Origin of the sequence: Methylobacterium sp. Leaf399, assembly GCF_001424525.1 — a bacterium.
GTDB lineage: Bacteria > Pseudomonadota > Alphaproteobacteria > Rhizobiales > Beijerinckiaceae > Methylobacterium.
In genome coordinates this window covers 134,548-160,129 of record NZ_LMQK01000032.1, presented here as the reverse complement: position 1 = coordinate 160,129, position 25,582 = coordinate 134,548, and the positions used below count along the sequence as shown (strand labels likewise).

Sequence of the window (25,582 nt, the reverse complement as noted above, 5' to 3'; positions counted from 1 at the left end):
GGCCTCGCTCAGCCCACGCCGATCGATCCCGCCACTTGCGCCGTCTCCCGGGCCGCCCGCAGGATGACCGCCGCCACGGTCTCCGGCGCCTCCTCGTGGGCGAGGTGGCCGAGGTTGCGCAGGAGTTCGACCCTGGCGCCGGGGATGCGCCGCTGCACGGTAAAAGCGGTCTCGGGCGAGACCGCCCTGTCGTCGCCGCCCACCACCAGCAGGGTCGGGACGGCAAGGCGCGGCAGGTCGCGGTCGAGGGCGGCCAGATCCCAGTTCGCCATCATCCCGAGCGCCCCGGCGACATGGCCGGGAAAGCGCAGCAGGCGGCGGTAGAGGGCGAGGCCGTGGGCGTCGAGCTTCGAGCCGGTGCCGCGCATCAGGCGCTCCACCGCCGCGGTGTCGGCGCTCCAGGCGAAGATTTTTGGGGTGACGGGATTGAGGAACAGCACCTTGGCGAGACTCGGGAACAGCACCGAGGCGAGGCCGGGAAAGGGCATCAGCGCACCGTTGAGGGCGACGAGGAGGTCCGGACTGGCGCCGCCCTCGAGGCTCATCCGCGCCAGGATCGCGGCGCCGGCCGAATGCCCCACCGCGATCCGGGGCGCGACATCGAGGTGGCGCAGGAGCCCGGCGAGCGCCGCTGACATGCCGGGCAGGGACAGCCGGCCCGGCGGCAGCGGGTCGGTGAATCCGTGGCCCGGCAGGTCGAGGGCGAGCACCCGGAAGTCGGCGGCCAGGAGGGGCGCCAGCGCGCGCCAGGAATGGGTGGCCGCGCCGGTGCCGTGGACGAGGAGCAGGGCCGGCGCGTCGGGTCGGCCCATCTCCTGGATGTGCCACACGAGGCCGGCGGCCTCGACGAAGCGGCTCGCGGCGCGGTTGGGCCAGTCGCCCCCGTCGCGCTCCCACTGGGGACGGTCGCTGCGGCTCGTCATCGCGTCTCCTGCGACAGCGCCTTGACGGCGCCGCTCACCTGGCTCGCGTCGGCATAGGGCAGCGCGAGGTAGCGGGCGTCCATGGCCGCGGCCAGGCGCCGGGCCACGTCCTGGGGCCGCGGGGCGGTATCGATGAAGATCGCGCGGATGCCGGTGGCCCTCAGCGCCGCGGCGGCCTTCAGCGCGTCGGCGCCGGCCTGCGCCCGGCCGGCCTCGCCGACGCGGTCGATGTTGGCGCGCCCGTCGGTGAGGATGACCACCACCGGTGTGCCCCCGCCGCGGCGCACGCCTAGCGCCACCTGCATGGCGATGTCGAGGCCGCTGGCGAGCGGCGTGCCGCCGCCGCCGGGCAGGGCCGAGAGCCCGCGCTTGGCCCGCACCAGCGAGCGCGTCGGCGGCAGCACCAGTTCGGCGCTGCGCCCGCGGAACGCCACCAGGGCGACCTTGTCGCGGCGGATGTAGGCCTCGGCCAGGAGCAGCTCGACGGCGCCCTTGGCCTCGGCCAGCCGCTCCAGGGCGGCCGAGCCGGAGGCGTCCACGGCGAAGATCGTGGTGGTCTCGGTGCGCTGCTTGAAGCGGGCGATGCGCACGTCCTGCGGGCGCACCACGAGGCGCCGCCCTTCGCGCCCGCGCATCCGTTGCCAGGGGGCGGCCGCGCGCAGGGTCTCGATGAGGTCGAGGCGGCCGCTGCGCGCGTCGCCGGGGCGGCTGCCGGCCGGGCGGCCGCTGCGGGAGGAGGCCGCCGCCGCGCCGATCCGGCCGGCCCGCGGCACCTTGGGCCTGAGCCCGCCCTCCGCGAGCTGCGCCAGCAGGCCCGGGGGGATCGCGGCCCGCGCCGCTTCGACCACGCGGTCCTCGAGCTCGGACGCGGTCCGCTCGGCGTCGGTCTCCGGCGCGGGCTGCGGCTCCTGCTGCGGGCCGTCCCCGCCCTCCTCGTCGGGTTCCTGGGAGTCGGGTTCCTGGGCGTCGGATTCTTCGGCCTCCTCCGGCGCCGTGGGCGGCAGCCGGGTCGCGCGCGGGCCGAGCACCAGCCGCGCCGCTTCGATCGTGTCGGCCTCGTCCACGGTGGAGCGTCCATCGAGGCCGGCGGCGATCCGGGCGACGCGGGCGGCCAGCAGCGGGCCGCGCAGGGACAGGACGCCGAGCGCGGCCGACGCCTGGCACAGGGCCGTCACTGCGTCCTCCCCCAGCACCGCCGCGCCCATCGGAGGACGGGGGAGCTGATCCGTGTCAGCCTCGATGTCCCTGACCGACAGATCGGTGAGGTCGATCCAGAAGGCGAGCCGTTCGGCGAGCACCGGGGAGGCCCGCTCCTCCTCGCCGATGCCCTCGTCGAGGAGGACCAGTCCGAACCGGGCCGGCCGGCTCTCGGCGAGCCCGTCGCGCTCCACCCGGACGAGGCCGGTGTCGAGGGCGGCGGCCAGGCGCGCCGCCGTGCCGGGGCTGAGGCGCTCGGCCATGGGCACGACGACGATGCCGCCGTCGGCGTCCGCGAGCAGGCCCCGTTGCGCCACCGGCCGCCCGGCGGCCAGGGTCGCGGCGAGGTCGAGGCCGCCGATCAGGCGATCGTCGGCGATGCCGCCCGGCATCTTTCGCCATGGCGCGGCCTTCGGCATGGCCGCGTGGAGGGCGGCGAGCCAGGCGTCGCGCACCGGTCCCGCGCCGGCGCGCACCAGGACGCCGCCGCAGCTGTGGGGATCGTTCGCCACGAGACGGGCGATGCGCATGGCGTCGCGCCACAGGGCCGCCGCATGGAACCCGCCCTCCCCCGCAGAGGGGGGAGGGTCCGCCGGCACCGTGTTCACAGCGGAAAGACCTCGGCCACCGCCCGCGCCACGCGCGCGGTCGAGCCGGATTCGTCCAGCGGGTTGCGGCGTAGGCGGTGGCGCAGGGCGGCCGGGGCGATGCGGACGAGATGGTCGCGGTCCACCGTCCGGGCCCCCTCGAAAGCGGCCAAAGCCCGGGCCGTGCGCATCAGGGTGAGCTCGCCGCGCAGGCCGTCGGTGCCGAGCGCGAGGCAGAGCCGGGCGGCATCCTCCAGGGTCGCATCGGGCACCTCGAGACTCGGCAGGCGCGCGCGGGCGGCGGTGAGGTCGGCCTGGATGGCGCGGTCGGCGGCCTCGTAGGCCGCGCAGAACCCGGCCGGATCGCGCTCGAAGGCGTCGCGGCGGCGCACCACGTCGATGCGGGTGGGCAGGTCGGTGGGGGTGGTGACCTCGACGGCGAGGCCGAACCGGTCGAGGAGCTGGGGCCGCAGTTCCCCCTCCTCCGGGTTGCCGCTCCCCACCAGCACGAACCGCGCCGGGTGGCGCACGCTCAGGCCCTCGCGCTCGACGGTGTTGATGCCGGAGGCGGCGACGTCGAGGAGGAGGTCGACGAGGTGGTCGTCGAGGAGGTTGACCTCGTCGATGTAGAGGAAGCCGCGGTTGGCCCGCGCCAGCAGCCCCGGCTCGAACGCCTTCTCGCCGTGCGCCAGCGCGCGTTCGAGATCGAGGGCGCCGACCACCCGGTCCTCGGTGGCGCCCAGCGGCAGGTCCACCACCGGCACCGGCACGAGGTGGGACCGGCGCTCGCCCTGGCGCGCGGCGCAATGCGGGCATGGGTCGGGGCTCTGGGCGGGATCGCAGCCGTAGGGGCAACCGACCACCGCCCTCATCTTCGGCAGCAGCGCGGCCAGCCCCCGGATCGCCGTGGACTTGCCGGTGCCACGGTCCCCGAACACGAGGACGCCGCCGACGGAGGGGTCCACGGCGGCGATCAGCAGCGCCCGCTTCATCTCGTCCTGGGCGACGATGGCGGAGAAGGGAAAGGTGGTCACGCGGGGGCACGCTTTCGTCATGGTCGGTACAGGGAATCGCACGAAGCGCGAACTCCCCTTCCCCGCGGCTGGGGAAGGTGGCCCGCGGAGCGGGTCGGATGAGGGTGGCTCCTCTCGCGGGAGGGTGCCCTCACTCCCCCATGCTCCGCAAGCGCCCAAACGCGCGCAGGCGAGCGGATGCACACAGGCCGCCGATGGCGCACCCGACCGGTCCCGGACGGCGCGGTTCCCTCCCCTGACGGCGAGGGAACACGAAAGCGGATCCCGCGATCGTTCAGTCGGTGGCGCCGAATTCCCCGACGTGCCGCCGCGGCGAGCGTCTCACTCCGCCGCCGCCCGCTCCACGCCCATGCGGCCCCAGATCGAGGTGAGCGCGCCGACGAGGTGGTCGATGTCGGCGTCCGAATGCAGCGGCGAGGGCGTGATCCGCAGGCGCTCGGTGCCGCGCGGCACGGTGGGGTAGTTGATCGGCTGCACGTAGATGCCGAACTCGTCGAGCAGCGTGTCCGAGATCGCCTTGCACAGGACGGGATCGCCGACCATCACCGGCACGATGTGGCTGTCGTTGGGGAGGTAGGGGATGTCGGCCGCGTCGAGGCGGGCGCGGACCTGTGCGACCCGCTCCTGATGCCGGATGCGCTCGACGTTGCTGCCCTTGAGGTGCCGGATGCTGGCAGCCGCACCCGCCGCGACGGCCGGCGGCAGCGAGGTGGTGAAGATGAAGCCCGAGGCGAAGCTGCGCACGAAGTCGCACAGTTTCTCGGAACCGGTGATGTAGCCGCCGTGCACCGCGAAGGCCTTGCCCAGCGTGCCCTCGATGACGTCGAGGCGGTGGGCCAGGCCCTCGCGCTCGGAGATGCCGCCGCCGCGATTCCCGTAGAGTCCGACCGCATGGACCTCGTCGAGGTAGGTGAGCGCGCCGTGGGCTTCCGCCACGTCGCAGATCTCGGCGATGGGGGCGATGTCGCCGTCCATGGAATAGACCGACTCGAAGGCCACGAGCTTGGGGCGCGAGGGATCGATCAGCCGCAGCTTGCGGTCGAGGTCTTCGGGATCGTTGTGGCGGAAAATGTGGCGCTCGGCGCGGCTCGCCTTGATGCCCTCGATCATGGAGGCGTGGTTGCCCTCGTCGGAGAGCACGACGCAGCCCGGCAGCTTGCCGGCGAGCGTGCCCAGCGCCGCCCAGTTCGAGACGTAGCCGGAGGTGAAGAGGAGGGCCGATTCCTTCTGGTGGAGGTCGGCCAGTTCCTGCTCCAGGAGCACGTGGTAGTGGTTGGTGCCCGAGATGTTGCGGGTGCCGCCAGCACCCGCGCCGCAGCGGTCGAGGGCGTCGTGCATGGCGTCGAGCACGATCGGGTTCTGGCCCATGCCGAGGTAGTCGTTCGAGCACCACACCGTCACCGGGCGCTGGCCGCCGGGCGTGTGGTGGGTGGCATGGGGGAAACGGCCGTTGTGGCGTTCGAGATCGGTGAAGACTCGGTAGCGGCCCTCGTGATGGAGACCGGCCAATGCGTCACCGAAGAATGCCTCGTAATCCATGGGCGTCCCCTTTCCCTGTCATCCGACGTTCTGTGCGGCTCGTGACAACCTAGCTTGACACTCGAAGTGACAATAATTCTAGACACGAAATTTGCCAGCACTTTTTTTCGGCCCTCGCCGACTCTTCGTGGGAGGGGGGGACGATGGGGTATGGCCGGGGTCACGCCGCGCCTGCGCACCGTGGGCACCGAACGCAAGATCAGGTCGTCGGATGCGGTCGATACCCACCTCCCCGTCATCCCGGGGCTGTGCAGCACAACCGGGAATCCATGAGTGCCGCCGACGACCGAAGAGCTGTCGGCGGCTCCGGGTTCCGTGTTCGCCTGCGGCGCCCCGGGATGACCGAGGGTGGCCGTGACCGTGGGGATCGCCGTCTCGCTTGTGTGTCGCGACCTCGGTGCGCGGTGCGACCGCAGCCGTCGAGATCCCCGCGTCACCTCAGCACCGGATCGCAATTCGAATCGGCTTCGACGGATCGGGCCGTCTCGACGATGCCGTCCCTCGAGCCCTACAGCGCCTTGCCGTCGTGCCAGACGCAGTTGGAGGCGAGGATGCCGAGGTTCACGTCGGACTTGGCCGGCTGCGGCAGGGTCTTGCCGTCCATGGCGAGGTCGATCTTGATCTCGACCTGGCCCTTCTGCTCGTTGGTCCGGCGCGAGAAGTAGCAGTACTGCTGGAAGGGCGCGTCCTCGTTGGCCTTGAAGTTCCAGCCGGTGACGATCTGCCCGTCCATGTAGGGCACCTGCTTGAACACCGTGAAGCTGGTGTTCACCGTGGCCTTCGAGGCCGGGGCGGCGTCGGCGCCGAGCTGCGCCTTGGTCGGCGTCGGGGTCGCGGCGGCCCTGGGGAGCCCGCCCTCGAGCTTCAGGGTGTTGTCGGTGAGCGTGACCTCGCCCTTGGTCTTGATGGTGACGTCGGAAAGCGCCGTCTGCATGGCGGCGGCGATCTTCTCGGCGGCCGAATCGAACTGGTTCATCGTGGCGTAGCCGTAGAAGCTGGCGCCCAGGCCCGCCCCCGCCAGCAGGCAGAAGGCGCCCGCACCGAGGGAGCGGAACAGGAAGGCGCGCGCGGCGGTCATCCGCGCCTCCGCCCTGAGGCGGCCGTTGACGCTCTGGGCGAGGACGACGTTCTCGGGCGTCCCTTGCGCGTGCAGGCTCATGCGCCCGCTCCCGCGCTGGCCGGGACCGCCGTCGGCGCGCTCGCCGCCGGCCTGCGGTCGATCGGGATCACCGCGCCGCCGGCCGCCGCCTCGCGGGCGGCGGCGGCATCACGGGCCGCCGCGGGCTTTGGCTGCTGCAGCCCCATCTCTTCGCGGATCGCGTCGGTGATCGAATCGAGCATGTAGGGCGTGGCCGCCGGGTCGACGGTGGCACCGAGGTCGTCCTCGTCCATGAAGGTCTTGCGCACCGAGACCGAGCACAGGGCGAGGATCGTCGAGGCGAAGGCGGCGCAGAGCGCAGGCACGAACACGAAGATGCGCAGGAAGGCGTGGACCTGCGCGTCGGTGACGTCGATGGGGTCGACGCCGTAGACCATGGCGGTGAAGGAGTGCAGCTGCGAGCGGTTGACCGCGTTGCGATAGGCCTGCTCGGCGTCCGCCACCTTGCGGTCGGCCGCACCCCGGTCGAGCTCGGCCCGCGCCTTGCGGGCGTCCTCGAGGGATTTCACGACGAGGCCGCGGTCGGCGCCGGCCTTGGCGACGCTGGCGTTCAGCGTGGCGGTGCGCGGATCGGTGACGCACTTCAGGTTGGAGTAGCGCTGGCCGCGGCTGTTGGTGCCGGAGATCCGCTCGCACCGCTGGGCGGGAAGGCCGGCGAGCTGGGTGGCGTTCTCGGTGGCCCGCTTCTCGATCTGGTCGAGCTCGGTGGTGTATTGCGCCACCCGGGCGTCGGCGGCGCCGATGCGGCCGTCGATGGTGCTGCGGTCGGCCTGGGCGTCCTTGAGGGCGGTCTTGGCCTTGGCCGCATCCATGAGGCGGGGGTGGAACATCATCTCGCCGAGCTGGGACACCGACTTCGTCGTCACGCCCGCCGCGAAGACGATGCCGATGATGGCCAGCACCCGCACGACGAACGAGCGCTGCGTGCGCGCCAGGATGCCCAGCGGCACGCGGCACAGCTCCACCGCCGCATAGACCAGCGGCGCCAGCAGCATGAAGTAGAAGGCGCGCGGATCACCGTCGCTGTAGTAGCCCGCGAACAGCCAGGCGCCCCACAGGGACGCCCCGATCACCATCGCCTCCACGAGGTAGGCGATGCCGACGTAGCCCCACTTGATGCGGTAGCCCTTCTCCACGTGGCGCTCGTGCCGCCACTGGTCCGTCTCGCGGATCCAGGCACGGCGCTCGCGCTGGACGTCCCTGCTCGGGGGGGTTCTCGGCATGGGGCACTCTGGTTTCGATACGCGACGGAGGCGGGTTTAACATCCGGTTAAGCAGCCGCGTTATGCGGCTATTGTGCCGTTTTTGGGCCAGCCCGCGGTCTAATCGTCGGCCTGTGGTTCCCGACGGGCCGGGATCGCCGTCGCGGAAGGCTTGCGTCCCGCATCCGCCTCGCGCAAAGCCGCGCTCGGGCGGCGCGGCCGTGGCCGGCATCGCTCCGGCCGCTCGCGGCCCGAGGACGCCACGCTCGCGGCGGCCGAGAACGGAGCCGGACTGCGATGACCGACGTCCACGCCGGCTCCTACAAGGAAGCCATCATCTTCCTCGTCACCGCCGGCGTGGTGGTGCCCCTGTTCCACCGGCTGCGCATCAGCCCGGTCCTCGGTTTCATCGGGGCGGGGGCGCTGCTGGGGCCGTTCGGCCTCGGGCGGCTGGCCGACGGCCTGCCCTGGATCGGCTACGTCACCATCGGCAACCGGGACCAGATCGCGCATCTGGCCGAGTTCGGCGTCATCTTCCTGATGTTCATGATCGGGGTGGAGCTGTCCTGGGAGCGCCTGCGCACCCTGCGCCGCCTGGTGTTCGGGCTCGGCTCGGTGCAGGTCATCGCCTCGTCGCTGGTGATCGCTGCCTGCCTGCGCGCGGTCGAGGTGCCCTTCGGCGCCGCCCTCATCGTCGGCCTGGCCCTGGCCCTGTCCTCCACCGCGGTGGTGCTGCCGGTTCTCGCCGAACAGAAGCGCCTCAACACGCCGGCCGGCCGCGCCAGCTTCGCCGTGCTGCTGTTCCAGGACCTCGCGGTGGCGCCGATGCTGTTCGCGGTGGCGGTGCTGGGCATGAAGGAGGGCGGCAACGTCGGCTCGGCCCTGGCCATCGCCCTGGGCCAGGCCGCGATCGCCCTCCTCGTCATCGTCGTGGCCGGCCGCCTCGCCCTGCGTCCGCTGTTCCAGCTCGTGGCGCGCACGCGCTCGCCGGAACTGTTCATGGCGGCCTGCCTGCTGGTCATCGTCGCCACCGCGCTCACGGCGGCGGCGAGCGGCCTGTCGATGACGCTGGGCGCCTTCATCGCCGGGCTGCTGCTCGCCGAGACCGAGTACCGCCGGGCGATCGAGGCGACGATCGACCCGTTCAAGGGGCTCCTCCTCGGGGTATTCTTCGTCTCGGTGGGCATGGGGCTCGACCCCGCCCTGCTGGTGTCGGCGCCCAAGACGATCATCGGGCTGGCCCTGTGCCTCCTGGCGATCAAGGCGGCGGTGATCGTGGCGGCGGCGCCGTTCTTCCGGGTGACGCGGGCGGTGGCGCTGGAGGCGGCGCTTCTGCTCGGCCCGGGCGGCGAATTCGCCTTCGTGCTGATCGGCGGCGCCATCGCCGGCGGCCTGGTGCCCGAGCCGGTCGGCCAGGCGGCGCTGATCGTCACCACCGTGACGATGATCGCGATCCCCGGCCTCGCGGTGGTGGCGCGCCGGCTCGGGCGGCGGCTGTCGTCGGCCCGCCTTGGCCGGGCCCGGGCCGAACCGCTGCCGGCCAAGCTGCAGAACCGGGTGATCATCGCCGGCTACGGCCGGGTCGGCCGCCTCGTCGGCGAGATGCTGGCCCGCCACAAGATCCCGTACCTCGCCCTCGACGCCGACGCCGCTCGGGTCTCGGAACAGCGGCGCCTGGGCAACCCGGTCTACTTCGGCGATTCCGCCAATCCCGAGCTGCTGCGCCGCTGCGACATCGCCTCGGCGCGGGCGCTGGTCGTCACCCTCGACAACCCGCAGGCGGTGGAGGCGGTGGTGGAGGCCGCCCGGGCCGAGCGGCGCGACATCACCATCGTGGCGCGGGCGCGCGACGCCCGCCATGCCGCCGCCCTCTACGAACTCGGGGTCGACGACGCCGTGCCCGAGACCATCGAGGCCTCGCTCCAGCTCTCCGAGGCGGTGCTCGTGGATGTCGGCGTGCCGATGGGCCTCGTGATCGCCTCGATCCACGAGCGCCGCGACGAGTACCGCGCCATGCTCAAGCGCAAGGAGACCGAGGTGCGCCCCGCCTTTCGCGCCCGCCGCACCGTCGGAAAGGGAACGCCGCCCGAGGAGGCCCCGGTCGCCGAGGCGCCGTGACGGGCCGGACAGAGAGCGGCGAGGGTCCGGTCCGGCGACGCTGCGATCAGAACAGGCGTCCCTGGCCCAGGTTCGGCGACGTGGGCGCGCCGGGCTTCGGCACCGGCGCCGCCTCGGCGCGCTCCTTCACCGACCTCGGTCCGCGACGGACGCCGACGCGCGCGCGCGGTTCGCTGCCGGTGGCGAAGCTGCAGCGGTAGACGATCTCGTCGGGGGGGCCGAGCGCGGTATCGAGGGGCACGGTGACCGTGTCGCCGGAGTAGCGCCACTTGCGGGTGCCCTTGTCCCAGTAGAGCCAGATCATCGTCGGATGGCCCTTGATCGCGAAGACGGCGGCGTTCTTGGCCAGCGCCTGGATGGTGCGCGGGTCGTACATGCCCTTGGCGCGATAGGCGTCCTGGAACGCCTGCGGCTGGCGCTCGACGAACGTGTTCTTCACGATCTGAATCGTGGCGCCCGGTTTGCCAAGAAACCGCTTGAAGTCGCTCAAAGATCGCAAGACGACCGACATGGCGTCACCCTTATCCAGGACCGTACGAGCACGGCCCTGACTTGCACGAGACTGTGCAGACGAGCTGTTCGATTCTCGTGACGCAGATGGAGGGGGGGAGAACGCTACGGCGCGGGATATCAACAGGTTTCCCGGGTTATACCCAGCTTCGTGCCGGGCATCGCAACACCGTCCTGCCCATCGAGCCCGCGTGAACGCCGATAAATTGCTTATTCAGCTTCGGAATCCCGGCCGACGACCGGCATGGGCCGGGGTGCCGAGGGGCTCGCCGCGGCGCCGTTCCGTGCCGGCTTGACGCGGCGCCCGCCTTGCCGCGTTGTCGGGCGATGCTGCTGCCGTTCTTCACAGCCCTGCGCGCCGCCCGGGTGCCCGTCACCCTGCGCGAGTACCTGACGCTTCTGGGCGCCCTCGACCGCAATCTCGCCGACCGCAGCGTCGAGACGTTCTATCTCCTGGCCCGCACCGCCCTCGTGAAGGACGAGCGTCATCTCGACCGGTTCGACCGGGTCTTCGGTACCGTCTTCAAGGGCGTCCAGTCCCTCGACGCGGCGGTGGAGGCGTCCGCCATCCCCGAGGAATGGCTGCGCAAGCTCACCGAACGCTACATGACCGACGAGGAGAAGGCGCAGCTCAAGGCGCTCGGCTGGGACAAGCTGTTCGAGACGCTGAAAGAACGCCTCGCCGAGCAGAAGGAACGTCACCAGGGCGGTTCGAAGTGGATCGGCACCGGCGGCACCTCGCCCTTCGGCGCCTACGGCTACAATCCGGAGGGCGTCCGGATCGGCCAGGACGGCAACCGCCATTTCCGGGCGGTGAAGGTGTGGGACCGGCGCGACTTCAAGGACCTCGACGACGGCGTCGAACTCGGCACCCGCAACCTGCGCGTGGCGTTGCGCCGCCTACGGAGCTTCGCCCGCACCGGAGCGGCGGAGGAACTCGACCTCGACGGCACCATCCGGGCGAGCGCCGCCAAGGGCTACCTCGACCTGAAACTGCGGCCCGAGCGCCGCAACGGCGTGAAGGTGCTGCTGTTCCTCGACGTCGGCGGTTCGATGGACCGGCACGTGGAACTGGCCGAGGAACTGTTCTCGGCGGCGCGGGCCGAGTTCAAGCACCTCCAGCACTTCTATTTCCACAATTGCCCCTACGAGCGGGTCTGGACCAACAACCGCCGCCGCCACGACGAGGGCATGCTTGTCCTCGACCTCGTCCGCACCTATCCGTCCGACTACCGCCTCGTCTTCGTCGGCGACGCTGCCATGAGCCCCTACGAGATCGCGATGCCGGGCGGCTCGGTGGAGCACTGGAACGAAGAGGCGGGCCAGGTCTGGCTGCAGCGGCTCCTCGACCACTTCCCGAAGGCCGCCTGGCTCAACCCGACGCCGCCCGAGCACTGGGCCTACACCCAGTCCACCGCCATGGTCCGGCGGCTCGTCGACGACCGGATGTTCCCCCTCACCCCTGAAGGGATCGAGGGCGCCACCAGGGTTTTGATGCGGTGACCGGCCCACCCGTGGACTCGGCCGATCCGGTGCGGTTGCTTCTGCCCGAAGGCATGTCGACCCTCGTTCCCGAGCTCGATGTTCGCGACCTCGCCGGAAGTCTCGCCTTCTGGTGCGACGGTCTCGGTTTCCGGGTCGCCTATGCCCGGCCGGAAGACGGCTTCGCCTTCCTCGAACGCGAGGGCGCACAGGTCATGCTCTGTCGCGCCAACGGTAACTGGGGCACCGCCGCGCTCGAGCCGCCGCTCGGCCGCGGCATCAACCTGCAGGTTACAGTCGCGGCAATCGCGCCGCTCCTGACACGTCTGGATACCCTGTGCTGGCCGTTGTTCCGTGCCCCTCACGAGGCCCGGTACAGAGTCGGCTCGGGCGAGGTCACCCTCCGGCAATTCCTAGTGCAGGACCCGGACGGCTACCTGCTCCGCTTCGCGCAGACCATCACCCCTGGCGAGCCGGCGTCGTCACGGTGAGCCCGTCGAGGTCGGGCTTGACGCGGATCTGACAGGAGAGGCGCGAGGTCGAGCGCACGTCGGAGGCGAAATCGAGCATGTCCTGCTCCATCGGCTCGGCCGGCCCGACGACGGCGGCCCAGTCGGCGCCGACGTAGACGTGGCAGGTGGCGCAGGCGCAGGCGCCGCCGCATTCCGCGTCGATCCCCGGGACGTTGTTGCGGATCGCCGCCTCCATCACGGTCGAACCGACCTCCGCCTCCACTGTCCTGGCCGTGCCGGCATGGTCGACGTAGGTGATCTTGGGCATCGCTGGCTCCGGGTTCGTCCACCGCATGTGTGGCCGGTCTTGTGGCGCGCGCCTGCCTTGAAGGGGCGGGCCCCTGAAAGCAAGCGTCGCGGCGGGTCCGGCCATTATTCCCTGCGCCGACGCGAGAGCGCCAGGGCGGTTCCGCCGGAATGCGCCGGCGCCCGCTTTTGCCGCACGGGTCAGCCGGCGCCGGGCCCGAGGCGGTCGATGGCCGCCAGCGTGTCGGCGACGACCCTCGCGACATCCGCAAGGCCGGGAGGTGCGGGGTCCCCGGCGCGCAGGCCCGCCTCCACCTCGGCGCAGAGCGCGGCCAGCGCGGCGGCCCCGACCCCCAGGGCCGAGCCGCGCAGGGTATGGACCAGGTCGGCCCGCGGCGCCGACGCCGGCCCGTCCTCGCGAATGCGGGGCAGGAGCACGGCGCATTGATGCGCGAACAGCGCCAGCACCTCCCGCGCCAGGTCGGCATCGCCGAAGGTCTGGGCGTCGAGATGGGCGCGGTCGATCAGGGCGGGAGACGACACGTGGGGCGATCCTGGGCCTGCGCGGGCGAACCGGGGGCGGCTGTCCACAGGCCATGCGGCGGCGGTTCGCAGGCGCTTAAGCATTGAGGCATCATGCGGATAGCCCGCTGCCGGAGTTCGGGCTTTCGTTTGGTAACCATTCCGTTAAGGTTTTTCGGGTGGTTCGCCCGGCTCGGGTATCCCGGCCCGGCGGCGAAGTCTAAACTTCCTTGGTAAATCGGTAAAAATGACTCCGCCCGCCGGTGACAGCGGTGGGTCGGGGCTCGCGTGACGAGGCGTTGGATGGCCACGGAAAAGAAGCTCAAGGATCCGGCCGAGGCGGCGCTTTCCGCGATCGAACAAGCTCTGAACCTGGACATGCTGACCCCCGAGCGGGACGACAAGCGCGTCGAGCCGCGGTTGCCCGACGTCGGCGACGGCGACGACCTCCTCGACCGCAACGGACGCCTCGCCCCCCCACGCCTCGACCTCGATCCCCCGCTGGTGTCCGACCTCGCCCAGGCCGATCGTTCGCGGCCCCGGCGCGAGGGCGGGCTCCTGCCCCCCGACCGCTCGCTGGTGGCTAACGACGACCGCCAGAACATCGGCATCCTGCAGCAGACCCTGCGGGTGCGCCCGTCCTCGAAGCCCTACCTCGTGGCAGCGATCGCGGCGATCGCCTGGATCGGGGCCCTCGTCGGCCTGGCCTGGCAGCAGTCGGGCGGCGACCTGCGCGCCTTCTTCGCCGGGATGACCGCCCTTCAGTCCGCCGTCGCCGCCACCGTGGTGGTCGGCCCCACCGTGCTGTTCCTGATCATGGCCATGCTGGCCGTGCGCGCCCAGGAGATGCGCCTCGTCGCCCGCGCCGTCGGCGAGGTCGCGATCCGTCTGGCCGAGCCCGAGAACTTCTCCACCGACGCGGTCCTGACCATGTCGCAGACCGTGCGCCGCGAAGTGGCCGCGGTGGGCGACGGCGTCGAGCGGGCGCTGGCGCGGGCCGGCGAACTCGAGACCCTGGTGCGCGGCGAGATCGCCACCCTGGAGCGGGCCTATTCCGAGAACGAGATCCGCATCCGGTCGCTGGTCGACGAACTCGTGGCGCAGCGCGAGTCCATCGTCGCCAACGCCGAGCGGGTGCGCGGCGCCATCGCCGGCTCCCACCAGAATCTCACGGCGGAACTCGACGGCGCGGCCGAGCGCATCGTCGCCGCCGTCACCGGTGCGGGCGACCGGGTCACCGGCGCCCTCGACGCGCGCGGCGAGGCCATCACCACGGCGCTGGGCGACCGCGGCGACGCCATCACGGCGGCGCTGGGCGTGGCCGGCGACAAGGTGGTCGGCCTCGTCTCGGAGCGTGGCGACGATCTCGTCCAGCGCCTGACCACCACCAGCGAGGGCGTGCGCGGCAGCCTCGCCGACGTCGGCAACGCCCTGGCGCAATCCCTGGAGAGCCGTGCCGGCGAGGTCACCCAGGCCTTCGAGCGCACCGGTGGCATCCTCACCGCGACGCTGGCCGACAACGCCGGCCAGGTCGCCAGGACCCTCGCCGAGACCGGGGCCGAGGTGATCTCGGCGCTCAACCGCCAGGGCGGCGCCGTGCGCGAGAGCTTCGAGGAATCCGCCCGCTCCCTCGAGACCACCTTCCTGTCCCGCGGCACCGAACTCACCGAGCGGTTCGCCTCCACCGGCGGCACCATCACCGCACGGTTCGCCGAGACCGGCGCCGCCCTCACCCAGGACATCGCCACCCGCGGGGCGTCCCTGCGGGCCGAGATCGAGGCGGCCGGCACCGGCGTGTCCGATCTCATCGAGACGCGCAGCCGCGACGCCCACGCCGGCCTCGTCCTGGCCGCCACCGGCATCGTCGAGACCTTCAGCACCAGCGCCGCCGGGCTGCGCGACGACCTCGTCGCCTCCGCCGAGGGCCTGGCCGCCAGCGTCGGCGCCAGGGGCGATGCCATCGCGGACCGGATCGCCGCCGTGGCCGACCGCCTGCACGAGACCGTGACCGTCCAGGGCGGCGGCCTCGAGACCCGGCTCGATGCGGCCGGCGAGCGGATCGGCAACCTCGTCCTCCTGCGGACACAGGAGGCGACCATCGCCCTCGACGGCGCCTTCACCTCCCTCGGCCAGACCTTCGAGACCCGCGCGTCGGGCACCGTCGACAGCCTGCGCTCCACCGTCGACGCGCTCGGCGCGGACATCGACGGCCGTGGCGCCAGGGTCGCCGAGATCGTCCGGCTCGGCGCCGAGGCGATCACCACCTCCGTCGGCACCAGCACGGATGAGGCGGTCAGGGCCCTGCGTCACTCCGCCGAAGCATCGGCCGCCACCGTCGGCGCCAGCACGGCGGAGGCCGTCGAGGCCCTGCGCCGCTCCGCCGAGGAGACCACCAGCGCGGTCGGCGCCAGCACCGGCGAGGCCGTCCAGACGTTCCGCCGCTCGGCCGAGGATATGACGGCCGCCGCCGCCGCCAGCGCCGACCGCGCCGCCGAAGCCATCCGCCTGTCCGCCGCCGGGGCGACCGGCGAGCTCGAGGCGCGCACGGCGGACGTCGCCGCCGTGTTCGACCGCCGCGTGGCGGCCACCGCGGACGACCTCTCCGCCAGGACCCAGGCGGCGGCCAACGCCCTGCTCGAAACGGTCCAGGGCGTCGGCGGCGAGCTCGAGCGCAGCGCCGAGACCTCCGTCGAGGCCCTGCGCCGGGCTGTGCTGGGCATCGGCGACCAGGTGACGGAGCGGACCGCGCAGGTCACCGGCGCCCTCGCGCAGGCGGCCGAAGGCCTGCGGGCCGACCTCACCCAGCGCATCTCGGAGGTGGAAACCGCCTTCGGAAGCCAGGGCCGCGGCCTCTCCGACCTCATCGCCACCCATGCCCAGGATGCGCAGGCGCAGATCGCCGGCGTCGCCCGCGACGTGGTGATGGCGGTGACGACCCATGGCGCGCGCGTCAACGACGCCCTCGTGCGCACCGGGACCACCTTCACCGAAGCCACCGAAGGCCGCGCCCGCGACATCGACGCGGTGCTCAACGACCGCCTCTCCGCCCTCATGGAGACGATCTCCCGCGGCGACATCCTGGCGGACCGGATTTCGCGGAATACGGCGTCCCTGACGCAGGTCGTGGACGGCCAGCTCGCCGAGATGGACCGCGTCATCACCGTGCAGGGCAAGGCCATGGCCGAGACCATCGCCGACCGCACGCGGGAGGCGCGCGATGTCGTCGAGGCGCAGCTCGGCGCCCTCGAGGACCGCTCCGTCAAGCGCACCGCCGAGATCGGCGAGACCTTCACGACGCTGGTGACCCACATCGACGGACATCTCGGCGCCCGCGCCACCGCGCTCAACGAAGCCCTGATCGTGCGCACGGGCGAGATGGCGCGCATTATGACCGAGGGCAGCCGCGACCTCGTCCAGGCGCTGGACGCCCGTGCCGACGGCATGGCGCAGGACATCGCCGCCCGCAGCCAGAACCTCGGCGACACCCTCGGCGTCCGTGCGGCCGAAATCGCCGAGCGGATCGAGGCGCAGACGGTCGCCCTCGCCGGCCGCCTCGACGACGGGGTCGGCCGCTTCGACACCGGCGTCCTCCAGCGCCTGGAGGCCATCGGTGCCGCCCTCGAGGAGCGCAGCCGCCTCATCGACGAGACCTTCGGCGCCCAGGCCTTCGAGGCGATCCGCCTCATCGAGAGCCGCACCCGCGCCGTCGACGACGAACTCGCCGGCCGCACCCGCGAACTCGTCGCCCTGGTCGAGCAGCGCAGCGGCGGCGCCAACGAGGCGCTCGCCGCCCAGGTCGAGGCGGTCCGTGCCGCCTTCGCGGAGCGCGCCGACGACCTCGGCACCCTCATCGACGCCCGCACCGCGGCCATGACGAGCGAACTCGACGAGAAGGGGCGCCAGGTCTTCGGCGCCCTGGGCGGCCGCATCACCGAGATCGCCCGTCTCTTCGACACCGGCAGCGCCTCGCTCGGCGCCCTCCTCGACCAGCGCGGCGAGGCCGTGCTCGGCCGCCTGCGCGAGGTCGTGGCGGAAGCCGACCGGCTCCTCGCCGAGGGCGAAGGCCGTCTCGGCAAGACCCTCGACACCCGCACCGCCGACATCAGCGCCCTCCTCGACGAAGGGGTCCGTACGGTCCACGGCCTCCTCGACGACCGCACCGGCGAGATCCGCGGCCTGCTCGACGGGCATGCCGGCGCCCTCGCCCATACCTTCGACGACCGGGCCAGCCAGATCCGGGCCCTCCTCGACGACCGCACCGGGGCGATCACCGCGACCCTCGACGACCGCACCGGCCGCATCCGCGCCCTCGTGGACGACCATTCCGAAACGCTGGCCGCGACCTTCGACGGAGGCACCGACCAGATCAGGGGCCTGCTCGACCGTCATGCCGACGGCGTGACCGCCACGCTGGGCGACGGCACCGCCCGGATCGGCGGGCTCATCGAGACCCACCGGACGGACCTCGCCGCGGCGATGGACGGCGGCGCCGGCCTCATCCGCGACCTCGTCGAGACGCATGCCACCGTCGTGGCCACCGCGCTGGGTGACAAGGCCGTCGAGATCAAGTCCGCCCTGGAGCACCACGCCGAGGAGCTGGCCACCACCCTCGACGGCCGGACGGAGAGCCTGCGCGCCATCGTGGGCGGCCATTCCGGCGCCATCGCCGCGACCTTCGGCGACGGCACCGCCGAGATCCGCAACCTGCTCGACCATCACGCGCAGGGCCTCGCCACCACGATCGCGCAGGGCGCGAGCGGCATGCGGACCCTCGTCGACGGCCAGTCCGGCGTCCTGGCCGCCACCCTGGAGGAGAGGACCGAGCAGATGCGCGGCCTCCTCGACCAGCACGGCGAGTCCCTGACGGCGACCCTCGACGACCGCACCGGCCGCCTGCGCAACCTCGTCGACGGTCATGCCCGCGCCTTCACTACCACCGTCGACGAGCGCACCGCCGAAATCCGCGGCCTGCTCCAGACGCATGCCGGCACCGTCGCGACCAGCTTGGACGACCAGACCGGCGCGATCCGGACCCTCCTCGACGGCCACGCCGGGGCGCTGACCGTCACCTTCGACGAGCGCATCGATCCGCTGCGCGACAGCCTGACCGAACGCAGCCAGCAACTCGTCTCGACCATCGAGACCGCCCTTACCCGGGCCACGGGCGCCATCGACGTGCGCAGCCAGGCGCTGCTCACCCTGTTCGACGAGCGCATCGGCGGCCTCGACGAGGTGGTCCAGGGCGGCGGCGCGCGCTTCGCCAAAACCATCGACGACCGCACCAGCGGCATTCGCGGCCTGTTCGACGAAATCCTGCGGGCCCTCGACGGACTGGTGGACGGCCGTGCCGAGGCCCTCGCCGACCGCCTCGACGCCCGCACGCAGACCCTCGCCACCCTGTTCGACGAGCGCATGCGTGCCCTCGACGCCCTGGTGGAAGAGCGGGCCTCCGACTTCGCGCGGACGATCGAGGCGCAGGGCTCGAGCCTGACCCAGACGGTCGACGCCCGCAGCGAGGCCTTCACCAGCCGCATCGACAACCGCATGAAGGTGTTCGCCAACCTCGTCGCCTCCCGTGGCGACGCCCTGGCCACGGCCTTCGACGACCGCCAGGACGCCTATTCCACCCTGGTGGATCAGGGCACGGCCACCATGCTCGCCGCCTTCGACGAGCGCGTCAGCCGCCACGCCGCCCTCGCCGAGGCCCATGCGGCGGCGCTGGGTGCCGCCCTCGACCAGCGCAACGCCGCGATCAGCACTCTCCTCGACGGACGCACCGAAGAGCTCGGGACCGCCTTCGAGCGCCGCACCGGGGCGCTGGCCACGCTCATCGAGAGCCGTGGCCAGGCCCTGTCGCGACGCCTCGCCGAGAGCGCCGAGGTCATCACCCGCGCCATCGAGGAGCGCGGCGGCGCCCTCGTCACCACCCTGGACGGCCGCGGCACCGAGGTGGTCGAGGCCCTGGGCCACCATGCCGACCGCCTGCGCGACCTCGTCGAGGGCCCGGCCGCGACCCTGGTCGGTTCGCTCAACGACAGCGGCCAGGCCATCGAGCGGGCCCTGGCCGAACACGGCCAGCCCCTGGTGGAGGCGATCCGCGAGCGGACCGAGGCGCTGGTGGCGCAATCGGATGCCTCCGCCAATGCCCTGCTCAGTGCCATCGACGGCGGCGCATCGCGTGCCATCGCGACGCTGACGGATGCCGGCGACCGCCTGCGCACCGATCTCGGCGGCGTACTCGGCCGCATCAACGGCGCCAACGAGGCCCTTCGCGACCTCGTGTCCGGTGCCGGCACCAACCTCGGGGCGATCGAGGAGGGACTCGCCGGCCGCGTCCACCAGATCGAGGCCGCCCTCACGCAGATCGCGGAGGAGACGCGCCGGGCGAGCCAGGCCGTCTCGGAGCAGGTCGACGCCCTCAAGGGGGTCGCCGAAGGCGCCCTGCGCGAGGCCGGCGAGCTGGCCGAGACCCTCGACACCCGCGCCCGGGTCCTGACCGAGCGCAGTGCCGAGCAGGTCGGCGGCCTGACGCAGGTCGCCGGGTCCCTCGAGACCATCGAGGGCCGGGTCTCCCAGGCCCTGGCCGAGCGGGCGACCGCGATCGAGGGCGTCCTGGCGCGCATCGAGGAGCGCTCCGGCACGCTGGAGGCCCAGACCGCCCGCTTCGACGCGACGGTGGAGCAGACCCTGCGCGCCGCCGAGGAACGGGCTCGCGGGATCGGTGCCGCCCTGTCGGAATCGGCCAAGAGCGCCGGCGCCGCCGTCACCGGCGATTTCGAGCGCCTGCGCGAGGGCGCCAGCAGCGAGGGCGAGCGCACCACGCGGGTCGTTCAGGCGGCCATCGCCAGCGCCTCCGAGCAGATGATGGAGGTGTTCTCCGCCGCTTCCGCGCGCTTCGGCGAATCGGTCACGGTCATGCGCGACATGGCCGCCGAGATCCGCGGCGAACTCGACGCCACCCGCGCCGACCTCAAGCGCGGCGTGCTGGAGATCCCGCGCGAGACGCAGGACGCCACCGGCGAGATGCGCCGGGTGGTCTCCGACCAGATCAAGGCGCTGAACGAACTCTCGGCCCTGGTGTCCCGCTCGAACCGCTCGGTCGACGTCGCCCAGCCGGCCCCCGCCGCCAATCCGGCCGGCGTCGCCACTGCGACCGGCACCCCCAAGGTCGCTGCGCCGTCGCCGGCTCAAGGTCTGGTGGTGCGGTCCGAGCCGGTCCAGGCCCCGCCGCCGGCCCCCGCACCGCCCGCCGTCATCGCGGTGACGCCGGCCGGTGAGGCCGGGCCCGCCCGCTCGGTGTCCACCCCGGCGACCGCCGCGCCGCGGCCGGGCGATCCCCTGCGCGTGGCCGCCCCCGGCCCGCGCAAGGAGGATGTCCGCGGCAGCCGCGACAATCGCGGTTGGCTGTCCGACCTCCTCACCCGTGCCTCGCTCGACGAGGGCAGCGAGGAGGAGATCCGCAACGCCGTGCCGGTTCCGTCCTCCGGTCGTGGACCGACGGGCCGGACGGCGGGGCTCGCCCCGGCGGCCGCTCCGCAGGGCTCCGGCTCGTCCCAGGCATCCGTCCCACCCCAGGGCCCCGTCTCGCCTCAGGTGTCCCTCGCCCCTCCCCCCGCCGCCAAGGCGGCGACCGAGCGCAAGGTCGCGACCCTCGACAGCCTGACCACCGACATCGCCAAGATGATCGATCACCGCACGGCGGTGGACCTGTGGGAGCGCTATCGCCGCGGCGAGCCGAACCTGTTCGACGCTAGGCTCTACACGCCGCAGGGTCGCCAGACCTTCGAGGAGATCCGCCGCCGCTACGGCGCGGATGCCGACTTCCACCGCACGGTGGACCGGTACGTGACCGAGTTCGAGCGGCTGCTCGGGGACGTCTCGAAGAACGACCGCGACAGCCGCCGGGCCGACGCCTATCTCACCTCCGAGACCGGCAAGGTCTACACCATGCTCGCCCACGCCAGCGGCCGCTTCGACGGAGCATAGAAGCGGGCGCCGGGCTCGACGCATCGAACCGGCCCGCAACCGCGCGGGCCGGTTCGATCGTTTAGCTCGGGTCGTCGGGGTAAGGGAGCAGACGCGCGCGGCTACCGGCGTCGGTCGAACGGACATCGCGTGAACGCCATTCCGGCGCCCGCTCCCTCAGATCAGGCCGAGGCCCGACAGTTCCCGGCGCAGGCCCTCGGGCATTTCGGCGAGGTCTCCGGCCGCGGCGTCGCCGAGGTCCGGGGGCGCGTTCCCGGCCTCCAGATAGCGCCAGCCCTGGAACGGACGGCACGGCCGCGGGCTCACCGGGACCACCGCTGCGTCCAGGACCAGGCGACAGCGTCCGATCCCGTCGGTATCGGTGAAGGGTGCGATCTCGCGGATCGTCTGGCGTCCGCTCACCGTGCCCTTGATCACCCAGTAGATCGATCCGCCGCCGGCGATCTCGGCCGCGCGCTTGGGCACCATCCGCGTCGTATGGACGGGGGCCGGATCGAGGCCGGCGGCCAGGGCGAGGGTGCGGTTGGCCGCGATCCGCCGCACGAGGTCGTCGAGGGAGGCGGGACCGACGCAGAGCTTGAGGAGATGCAGCGCCATGGCGGGCCGGTGTCAGCGCCCGCCGTTCACCCAGCGCACGATGTCGGCCAGGACCACGGCCATGGCGCGGTCGAGGCCGGCGGCGGCGCTGCCGGGGTCGACCTTCGCGATCGGCACGCGCGCCTGGAACACCTTGGCCGCCACCACGCTGCCGCTGGCGTCGGCGATGAGCTTGACCGAGAGGTCGACGACCGCCTCGCTCGATCCGGCCGCGATGTCGAAGGCGCGGATCTCGCTGATGAGCTGGTACTGGGCCGCGATCTTGTCGCCGGGCCGGCTGACGGATCGCAGGCGGCCGGAGTTCTCGAGGCTCTGGATGATGCGGGTCTGGAGCAGGCGCGGCAGCCGGTCGGACCATTGCCCGCCACCGAGGAACGAGAGCCCGCCCCCCGGTTCGCGCACGATGATGCGGTCCGCCTCGAACGGCTGCAGGCCCACCGGCTCGGCCACGACGATCGAACGGGCGGAGGCGGCGACCCGGCCCTGGCCCGGCAGGGCCATCAGGTCGAAGGTCAACGGCGCGGCCCCGCCGCAGCCGCCGAGGGCCGTGGCGAGGACGATCGCTGCAAGGGCGGGTCGCTGGAACATCATACGCGGGGAGGCCTGGACGCTATCGCAGCGCGAAACGCTGCGACCACTAAACTACGGCAACGCTCGTTTGGTGCCGTGCGCGCGGACACACCGGCACGCTCGCGGCTGCGATCAGCGGGCGCCGTTGTATTCCGGCAACGACGGCTTGCCGCCGAAGATCACCTGCGAGGGATCGCGTTCGAGGTTCTTCACCGTCCGGTTGAGGGTGTTGAGGGTGCGCTGGCCGTCGGTGGACAGGGCCTCGACCTCGCGCCGGCCGGTGCCGCTCAGGCGGTTGAAGCTGGTGGCGATGTTGGCGGTGCGCTTGTCGAGATTTTCGGACAGCGCCCGGAAGGCACGGCCGGCGTCGCGCACCGAGATGGCGGCATCGCGGACTTCCGCGAAGGTGCTCGATCCCGCCTCGCCGGAGGCGGATCCGAGGAAGCCCTGGGCACCCTTCAGCACGGCATCGACCCGGTCCGCGGAGCTGTTGAGCTTGCCCGCCAGCGAACGGGCGTCCTTGACCGCGCCCTCGATGTCGGGGCTCGCGGTGCTGAGCGCCGTCGAGAAGCGCTCGGCGTTGTCGATGACCCGGTTGAGCTTCTGGCCGTCGATCGCCTTGACGAGGGTGCTCACCGCCGGGCCGCTCTCGGCCAGGGTCTTGGAAAAAGCCTCGACGTTGGCCAGCGTGCGCGTGATGGCGCCCTCGTTGCCGGCCACGATCTTGTCGAGGCGCTGGAGCACGTCGTCGGCGCGCTGGGCGATCTGCTTGGCCGCCGTCATCATGTCCTGGATGTCGGAGCTGTCGGCGAAGATGGTGGGCATCTGGTCGCCGCTGGCCGGGGTCAGGGCCGCCGCATCGGCGTTGCCGCCGCTCAGCGACACCACGGAGACGCCGGTGAGCAGGGCCGAATCCAGCCGGGCGCGGGTGTCGGCGCGCAACGGCGTCGTGCTGTCGACCTCGGCGATCGCCACCACCCGGCGCGGGTCCTGCGGCAGCAGGCGCACGCTCATCACCTCGCCGACCTTGATGCCGTTGAAGGTCACCGTGGAGCCCTTGGCGAGGCCGCCGACGCTGCCGGAGAAGACGATGCGCACGCTTTCGCGCAGCTGGCTGCGCGATCCGCCCTGCAGCCAGAACACGAAGCCGAAGCCGGCCACGATCACCGCCAGGGTGAAGGCGCCGATGAGGGCGTAGTTCGCACGAGTCTCCATGATGTCAGTCCTGTCCGGGATCGGCGACGGATGCGCTGTGCGCCGACGCACGCCGCAGCCGGAGGGCGCAAGCGTCAGGCATGCACGCCGACCTTGTCGGTGACGATGTTGCGGGCGCGCTTGCCGTGGAAATAGGAGCGCAGCCAGGGATGGTCGCTGGCCAGCATCGCCTCGATCGGGCCCTGCGCGATGATCTGCCCGTCGCCCAGGGCCGCGATCCGGTCGCAGGCGGTATAGAGGCTGTCGAGATCGTGGGTGACCATGAAGACGGTCAGTCCCAGGGTCTGCTTGAGGGTGGCCACGAGTTCGTCGAACTCGCCGGCCCCGATCGGGTCGAGGCCGGAGGTCGGCTCGTCGAGGAACAGCACTTCCGGGTCGAGGGCGAGCGACCGGGCCAGCGCCGCACGCTTGATCATGCCGCCGGAGAGCTCCGAGGGCAATTTGTCGGCGGCGTCGGGCTTGAGGCCGACCATTTCGATCTTGAGGCGCGCGAACTCGTCGAGCAGGCGCTCGGACAGGTTCAGGTGCTCGCGCATCGGCATCTGGATGTTCTGCTTGACGGTGAGCGCTGAGAAGAGGGCGCCCTGCTGGAACAGCACGCCCCAGCGCTGCTCGATGCGCCGGCGCTGGGCGATGGAGAGCCCGTCGACGTTCTCGCCGAAGACCTCGATGGTGCCCGAGCGCTTCGGCACCAGGCCGAGAATGGTGCGGGTGAGCACCGACTTGCCCTGGCCGGACGGGCCGACGAAACCGAGGATCTCGCCGCGGTAGATGTCGAGATCGAGCCCCTTCATGACGATCTTGTCGCCGAAGCCGACGACGAGATCGCGCACGCTGATGATCACGTCGCGTGGCGGCGTGGCGCCGGGGGGATGGGGTGAGTCTGTCACGGGCGTCAGCGGGTTTCGCAAATGTCGTCACCGGTCTTGCGTCGAAAACCTGCGACGGACCAAGGGCCTGAGCGGCGTGAGGCGTCGGCGCGCCACCCTGCCTAGAAATCGATGGCCGCGAAGAAGACGGCGAAGAGACCATCAAGCACGATCACCATGAAGATTGACTTGACGACTGAGGCGGTGACGTGGCGGCCGAGGGATTCCGCCGAGCCTTCGACCGCGAACCCCTCGATGGTGGCGATGATGCCGATGATCAGCGCCATGAACGGCGCCTTGATCAGCCCCACCGCGACGTGGTGCATCGAGACCGCGGCCTGCAGGCGCGACAGGAACGCCTCGATCGTCATGCCGCCGTAGAGGGTGGCCACCAGCCCGCCTCCCGCGAGGGCGGCCAGGGAGGCGAGGAAGGCGAGGATCGGCAGGCCGATCACCAGCGCCAGGATGCGCGGGACGATCAGGATCTCGATGGGGTCGAGGCCCATGACGCGCAGCGCGTCGACCTCCTCGCGCATGCGCATCGAGCCGATCTCGGCGGTGAAGGCGCTGCCTGAGCGGCCCGCCACCATGATCGAGGTGAGCAGCACCCCGAGTTCGCGCAGGATCAGGAGGCCGATGAGGTTGACGACGAAGCTCTGGGCGCCGAACCGCTGCAGCTGGAAGATGCCTTGCTGCGCGACGATGCCGCCGACCAGGAACGAGATCAGCACGATGATCGGCACGCCGTTGAAGGCGACCTGCTGGATCTGGTTGACGAGCGCCGTGCCGCGGAAGGTGCTGGGGCGGGAGGCGACCCGCAGGCAGGCGAGCACCACCTCGCCGAGGAACGCGAGGCCGGTGACGAGGTCGGTCTTGCCCCCGACCACCCGGACGCCGAAGGCCTCGAGGAAGCTGTAGACCCGGCCGCGGCGGGCCGGCGGCACAGGGACGGGGCTGAGGATGCGCGCCTCGCGCAGGAGGATGCGGTGCTCGGGAGAGGCGCCGGCATAGACGAACGTGCCGCCCGCCGCCTCGACCTCGCCGCGGGTGCGTTCCAGCACCCAGGCCCCGAGGGTATCGAGGCGCATCACGCCGGACAGGTCGATCCGCACCGGCTGGGCGCGCGCGTCCTGCGTGATGCGGGCGGCGGCGGCCTCCACGGCCGGGGCCTCGTCGGCGGTCCAGCGACCGCTCAGCGCGACGGTCCCGCCCTCGAGGAGGGTGGCGCCGGCGCGGTCGCGCTCCTGGACGGCATCGGCGGTTCGCACAGATCGACACTCCCGTGGTGAGGCGCGACGCGCCCCCGTCCCTAGC

Annotated in this window: 18 protein-coding genes; 4 read left to right on the top strand and 14 right to left on the bottom strand. The window is 72.1% G+C overall.

The window, feature by feature from the left end; all coding sequences use genetic code 11:
* Positions 1 to 8: 8 nt before the first annotated feature.
* From bchO to ASG40_RS17035, 6 genes are all read right to left on the bottom strand, one after another.
* Positions 9 to 923, bottom strand: coding sequence for an alpha/beta fold hydrolase BchO (gene bchO / locus ASG40_RS17060; RefSeq protein WP_055888402.1), 915 nt, complete (start codon positions 921 to 923; stop codon positions 9 to 11).
* Positions 920 to 2,719, bottom strand: a complete 1,800-nt coding sequence (locus ASG40_RS17055) for a magnesium chelatase subunit D (RefSeq protein WP_443136631.1) — start codon at positions 2,717 to 2,719, stop codon at positions 920 to 922. The genes bchO and ASG40_RS17055 overlap by 4 nt, the downstream gene beginning before the upstream one ends.
* 5 nt (positions 2,720 to 2,724) lie before the next feature.
* Entirely contained in the window at positions 2,725 to 3,741 is a 1,017-nt protein-coding gene (bchI, locus tag ASG40_RS22280; protein WP_244480649.1) for a magnesium chelatase ATPase subunit I, read from the bottom strand.
* A gap of 321 nt (positions 3,742 to 4,062) precedes the next feature.
* A complete protein-coding gene (hemA, locus tag ASG40_RS17045; protein ID WP_055888398.1) occupies positions 4,063 to 5,280 on the bottom strand; it encodes a 5-aminolevulinate synthase in 1,218 nt (405 codons plus the stop codon).
* Between the two features lie 508 nt (positions 5,281 to 5,788).
* Entirely contained in the window at positions 5,789 to 6,439 is a 651-nt protein-coding gene (locus tag ASG40_RS17040; protein ID WP_055888396.1) for a hypothetical protein, read from the bottom strand.
* The gene (locus ASG40_RS17035; RefSeq protein WP_055888394.1) at positions 6,436 to 7,662 is read right to left on the bottom strand and encodes a hypothetical protein; all 1,227 of its coding nucleotides are present in this window, start codon (positions 7,660 to 7,662) and stop codon (positions 6,436 to 6,438) included. The genes ASG40_RS17040 and ASG40_RS17035 overlap by 4 nt, the downstream gene beginning before the upstream one ends.
* Before the next feature lie 276 nt (positions 7,663 to 7,938).
* On the opposite strand from ASG40_RS17035, the gene ASG40_RS17030 reads away from it, so the two are divergent.
* A complete protein-coding gene (locus ASG40_RS17030; protein WP_055888392.1) occupies positions 7,939 to 9,759 on the top strand; it encodes a cation:proton antiporter domain-containing protein in 1,821 nt (606 codons plus the stop codon).
* A gap of 46 nt (positions 9,760 to 9,805) precedes the next feature.
* On the opposite strand, the gene ASG40_RS17025 is transcribed toward ASG40_RS17030, so the two are convergent.
* Positions 9,806 to 10,270: a hypothetical protein gene (locus ASG40_RS17025; protein ID WP_055888390.1), complete on the bottom strand. Its 465-nt coding sequence runs from the start codon at positions 10,268 to 10,270 to the stop codon at positions 9,806 to 9,808.
* Between the two features lie 326 nt (positions 10,271 to 10,596).
* On the opposite strand from ASG40_RS17025, the gene ASG40_RS17020 reads away from it, so the two are divergent.
* On the top strand, positions 10,597 to 11,772 hold the full coding sequence (locus ASG40_RS17020) for a vWA domain-containing protein (protein ID WP_055888388.1): 1,176 nt from the start codon (positions 10,597 to 10,599) through the stop codon (positions 11,770 to 11,772).
* A gap of 11 nt (positions 11,773 to 11,783) precedes the next feature.
* Positions 11,784 to 12,242, top strand: a complete 459-nt coding sequence (locus tag ASG40_RS17015) for a bleomycin resistance protein (RefSeq protein ID WP_443136630.1) — start codon at positions 11,784 to 11,786, stop codon at positions 12,240 to 12,242.
* Here ASG40_RS17015 and ASG40_RS17010 read toward each other — a convergent pair.
* Together ASG40_RS17010 and ASG40_RS17005 are read right to left on the bottom strand one after the other, a co-directional pair.
* A complete protein-coding gene (locus ASG40_RS17010; protein WP_055888384.1) occupies positions 12,211 to 12,531 on the bottom strand; it encodes a 2Fe-2S iron-sulfur cluster-binding protein in 321 nt (106 codons plus the stop codon). The genes ASG40_RS17015 and ASG40_RS17010 overlap by 32 nt on opposite strands.
* Before the next feature lie 179 nt (positions 12,532 to 12,710).
* Positions 12,711 to 13,052, bottom strand: a complete 342-nt coding sequence (locus tag ASG40_RS17005) for an Hpt domain-containing protein (RefSeq protein ID WP_055888382.1) — start codon at positions 13,050 to 13,052, stop codon at positions 12,711 to 12,713.
* 282 nt (positions 13,053 to 13,334) lie between these two features.
* Between ASG40_RS17005 and ASG40_RS17000 the strand changes: the two genes are divergently transcribed.
* Positions 13,335 to 21,017 carry a hypothetical protein gene (locus ASG40_RS17000; RefSeq protein ID WP_055888380.1) on the top strand — a complete coding sequence of 2,561 codons (7,683 nt, stop codon included), beginning with the start codon at positions 13,335 to 13,337 and terminating at the stop codon, positions 21,015 to 21,017.
* Between the two features lie 156 nt (positions 21,018 to 21,173).
* Here ASG40_RS17000 and ASG40_RS16995 read toward each other — a convergent pair whose 3' ends face one another.
* The 5 genes from ASG40_RS16995 to ASG40_RS16975 all read right to left on the bottom strand — a co-directional run bounded on the left by ASG40_RS16995 (position 21,174) and on the right by ASG40_RS16975 (position 25,536).
* A complete protein-coding gene (locus tag ASG40_RS16995; RefSeq protein WP_055888378.1) occupies positions 21,174 to 21,614 on the bottom strand; it encodes a DUF1489 family protein in 441 nt (146 codons plus the stop codon).
* 12 nt (positions 21,615 to 21,626) lie between these two features.
* Entirely contained in the window at positions 21,627 to 22,205 is a 579-nt protein-coding gene (locus ASG40_RS16990; RefSeq protein WP_055888376.1) for an ABC-type transport auxiliary lipoprotein family protein, read from the bottom strand.
* Between the two features lie 111 nt (positions 22,206 to 22,316).
* Positions 22,317 to 23,399, bottom strand: a complete 1,083-nt coding sequence (locus ASG40_RS16985) for an MlaD family protein (RefSeq protein WP_055888374.1) — start codon at positions 23,397 to 23,399, stop codon at positions 22,317 to 22,319.
* Positions 23,400 to 23,473: 74 nt separating this feature from the next.
* Positions 23,474 to 24,193 carry an ABC transporter ATP-binding protein gene (locus ASG40_RS16980; protein WP_244472460.1) on the bottom strand — a complete coding sequence of 240 codons (720 nt, stop codon included), beginning with the start codon at positions 24,191 to 24,193 and terminating at the stop codon, positions 23,474 to 23,476.
* A 197-nt stretch (positions 24,194 to 24,390) separates the two neighbouring features.
* The gene (locus tag ASG40_RS16975; RefSeq protein ID WP_055888372.1) at positions 24,391 to 25,536 is read right to left on the bottom strand and encodes an ABC transporter permease; all 1,146 of its coding nucleotides are present in this window, start codon (positions 25,534 to 25,536) and stop codon (positions 24,391 to 24,393) included.
* Positions 25,537 to 25,582: the final 46 nt, after the last annotated feature.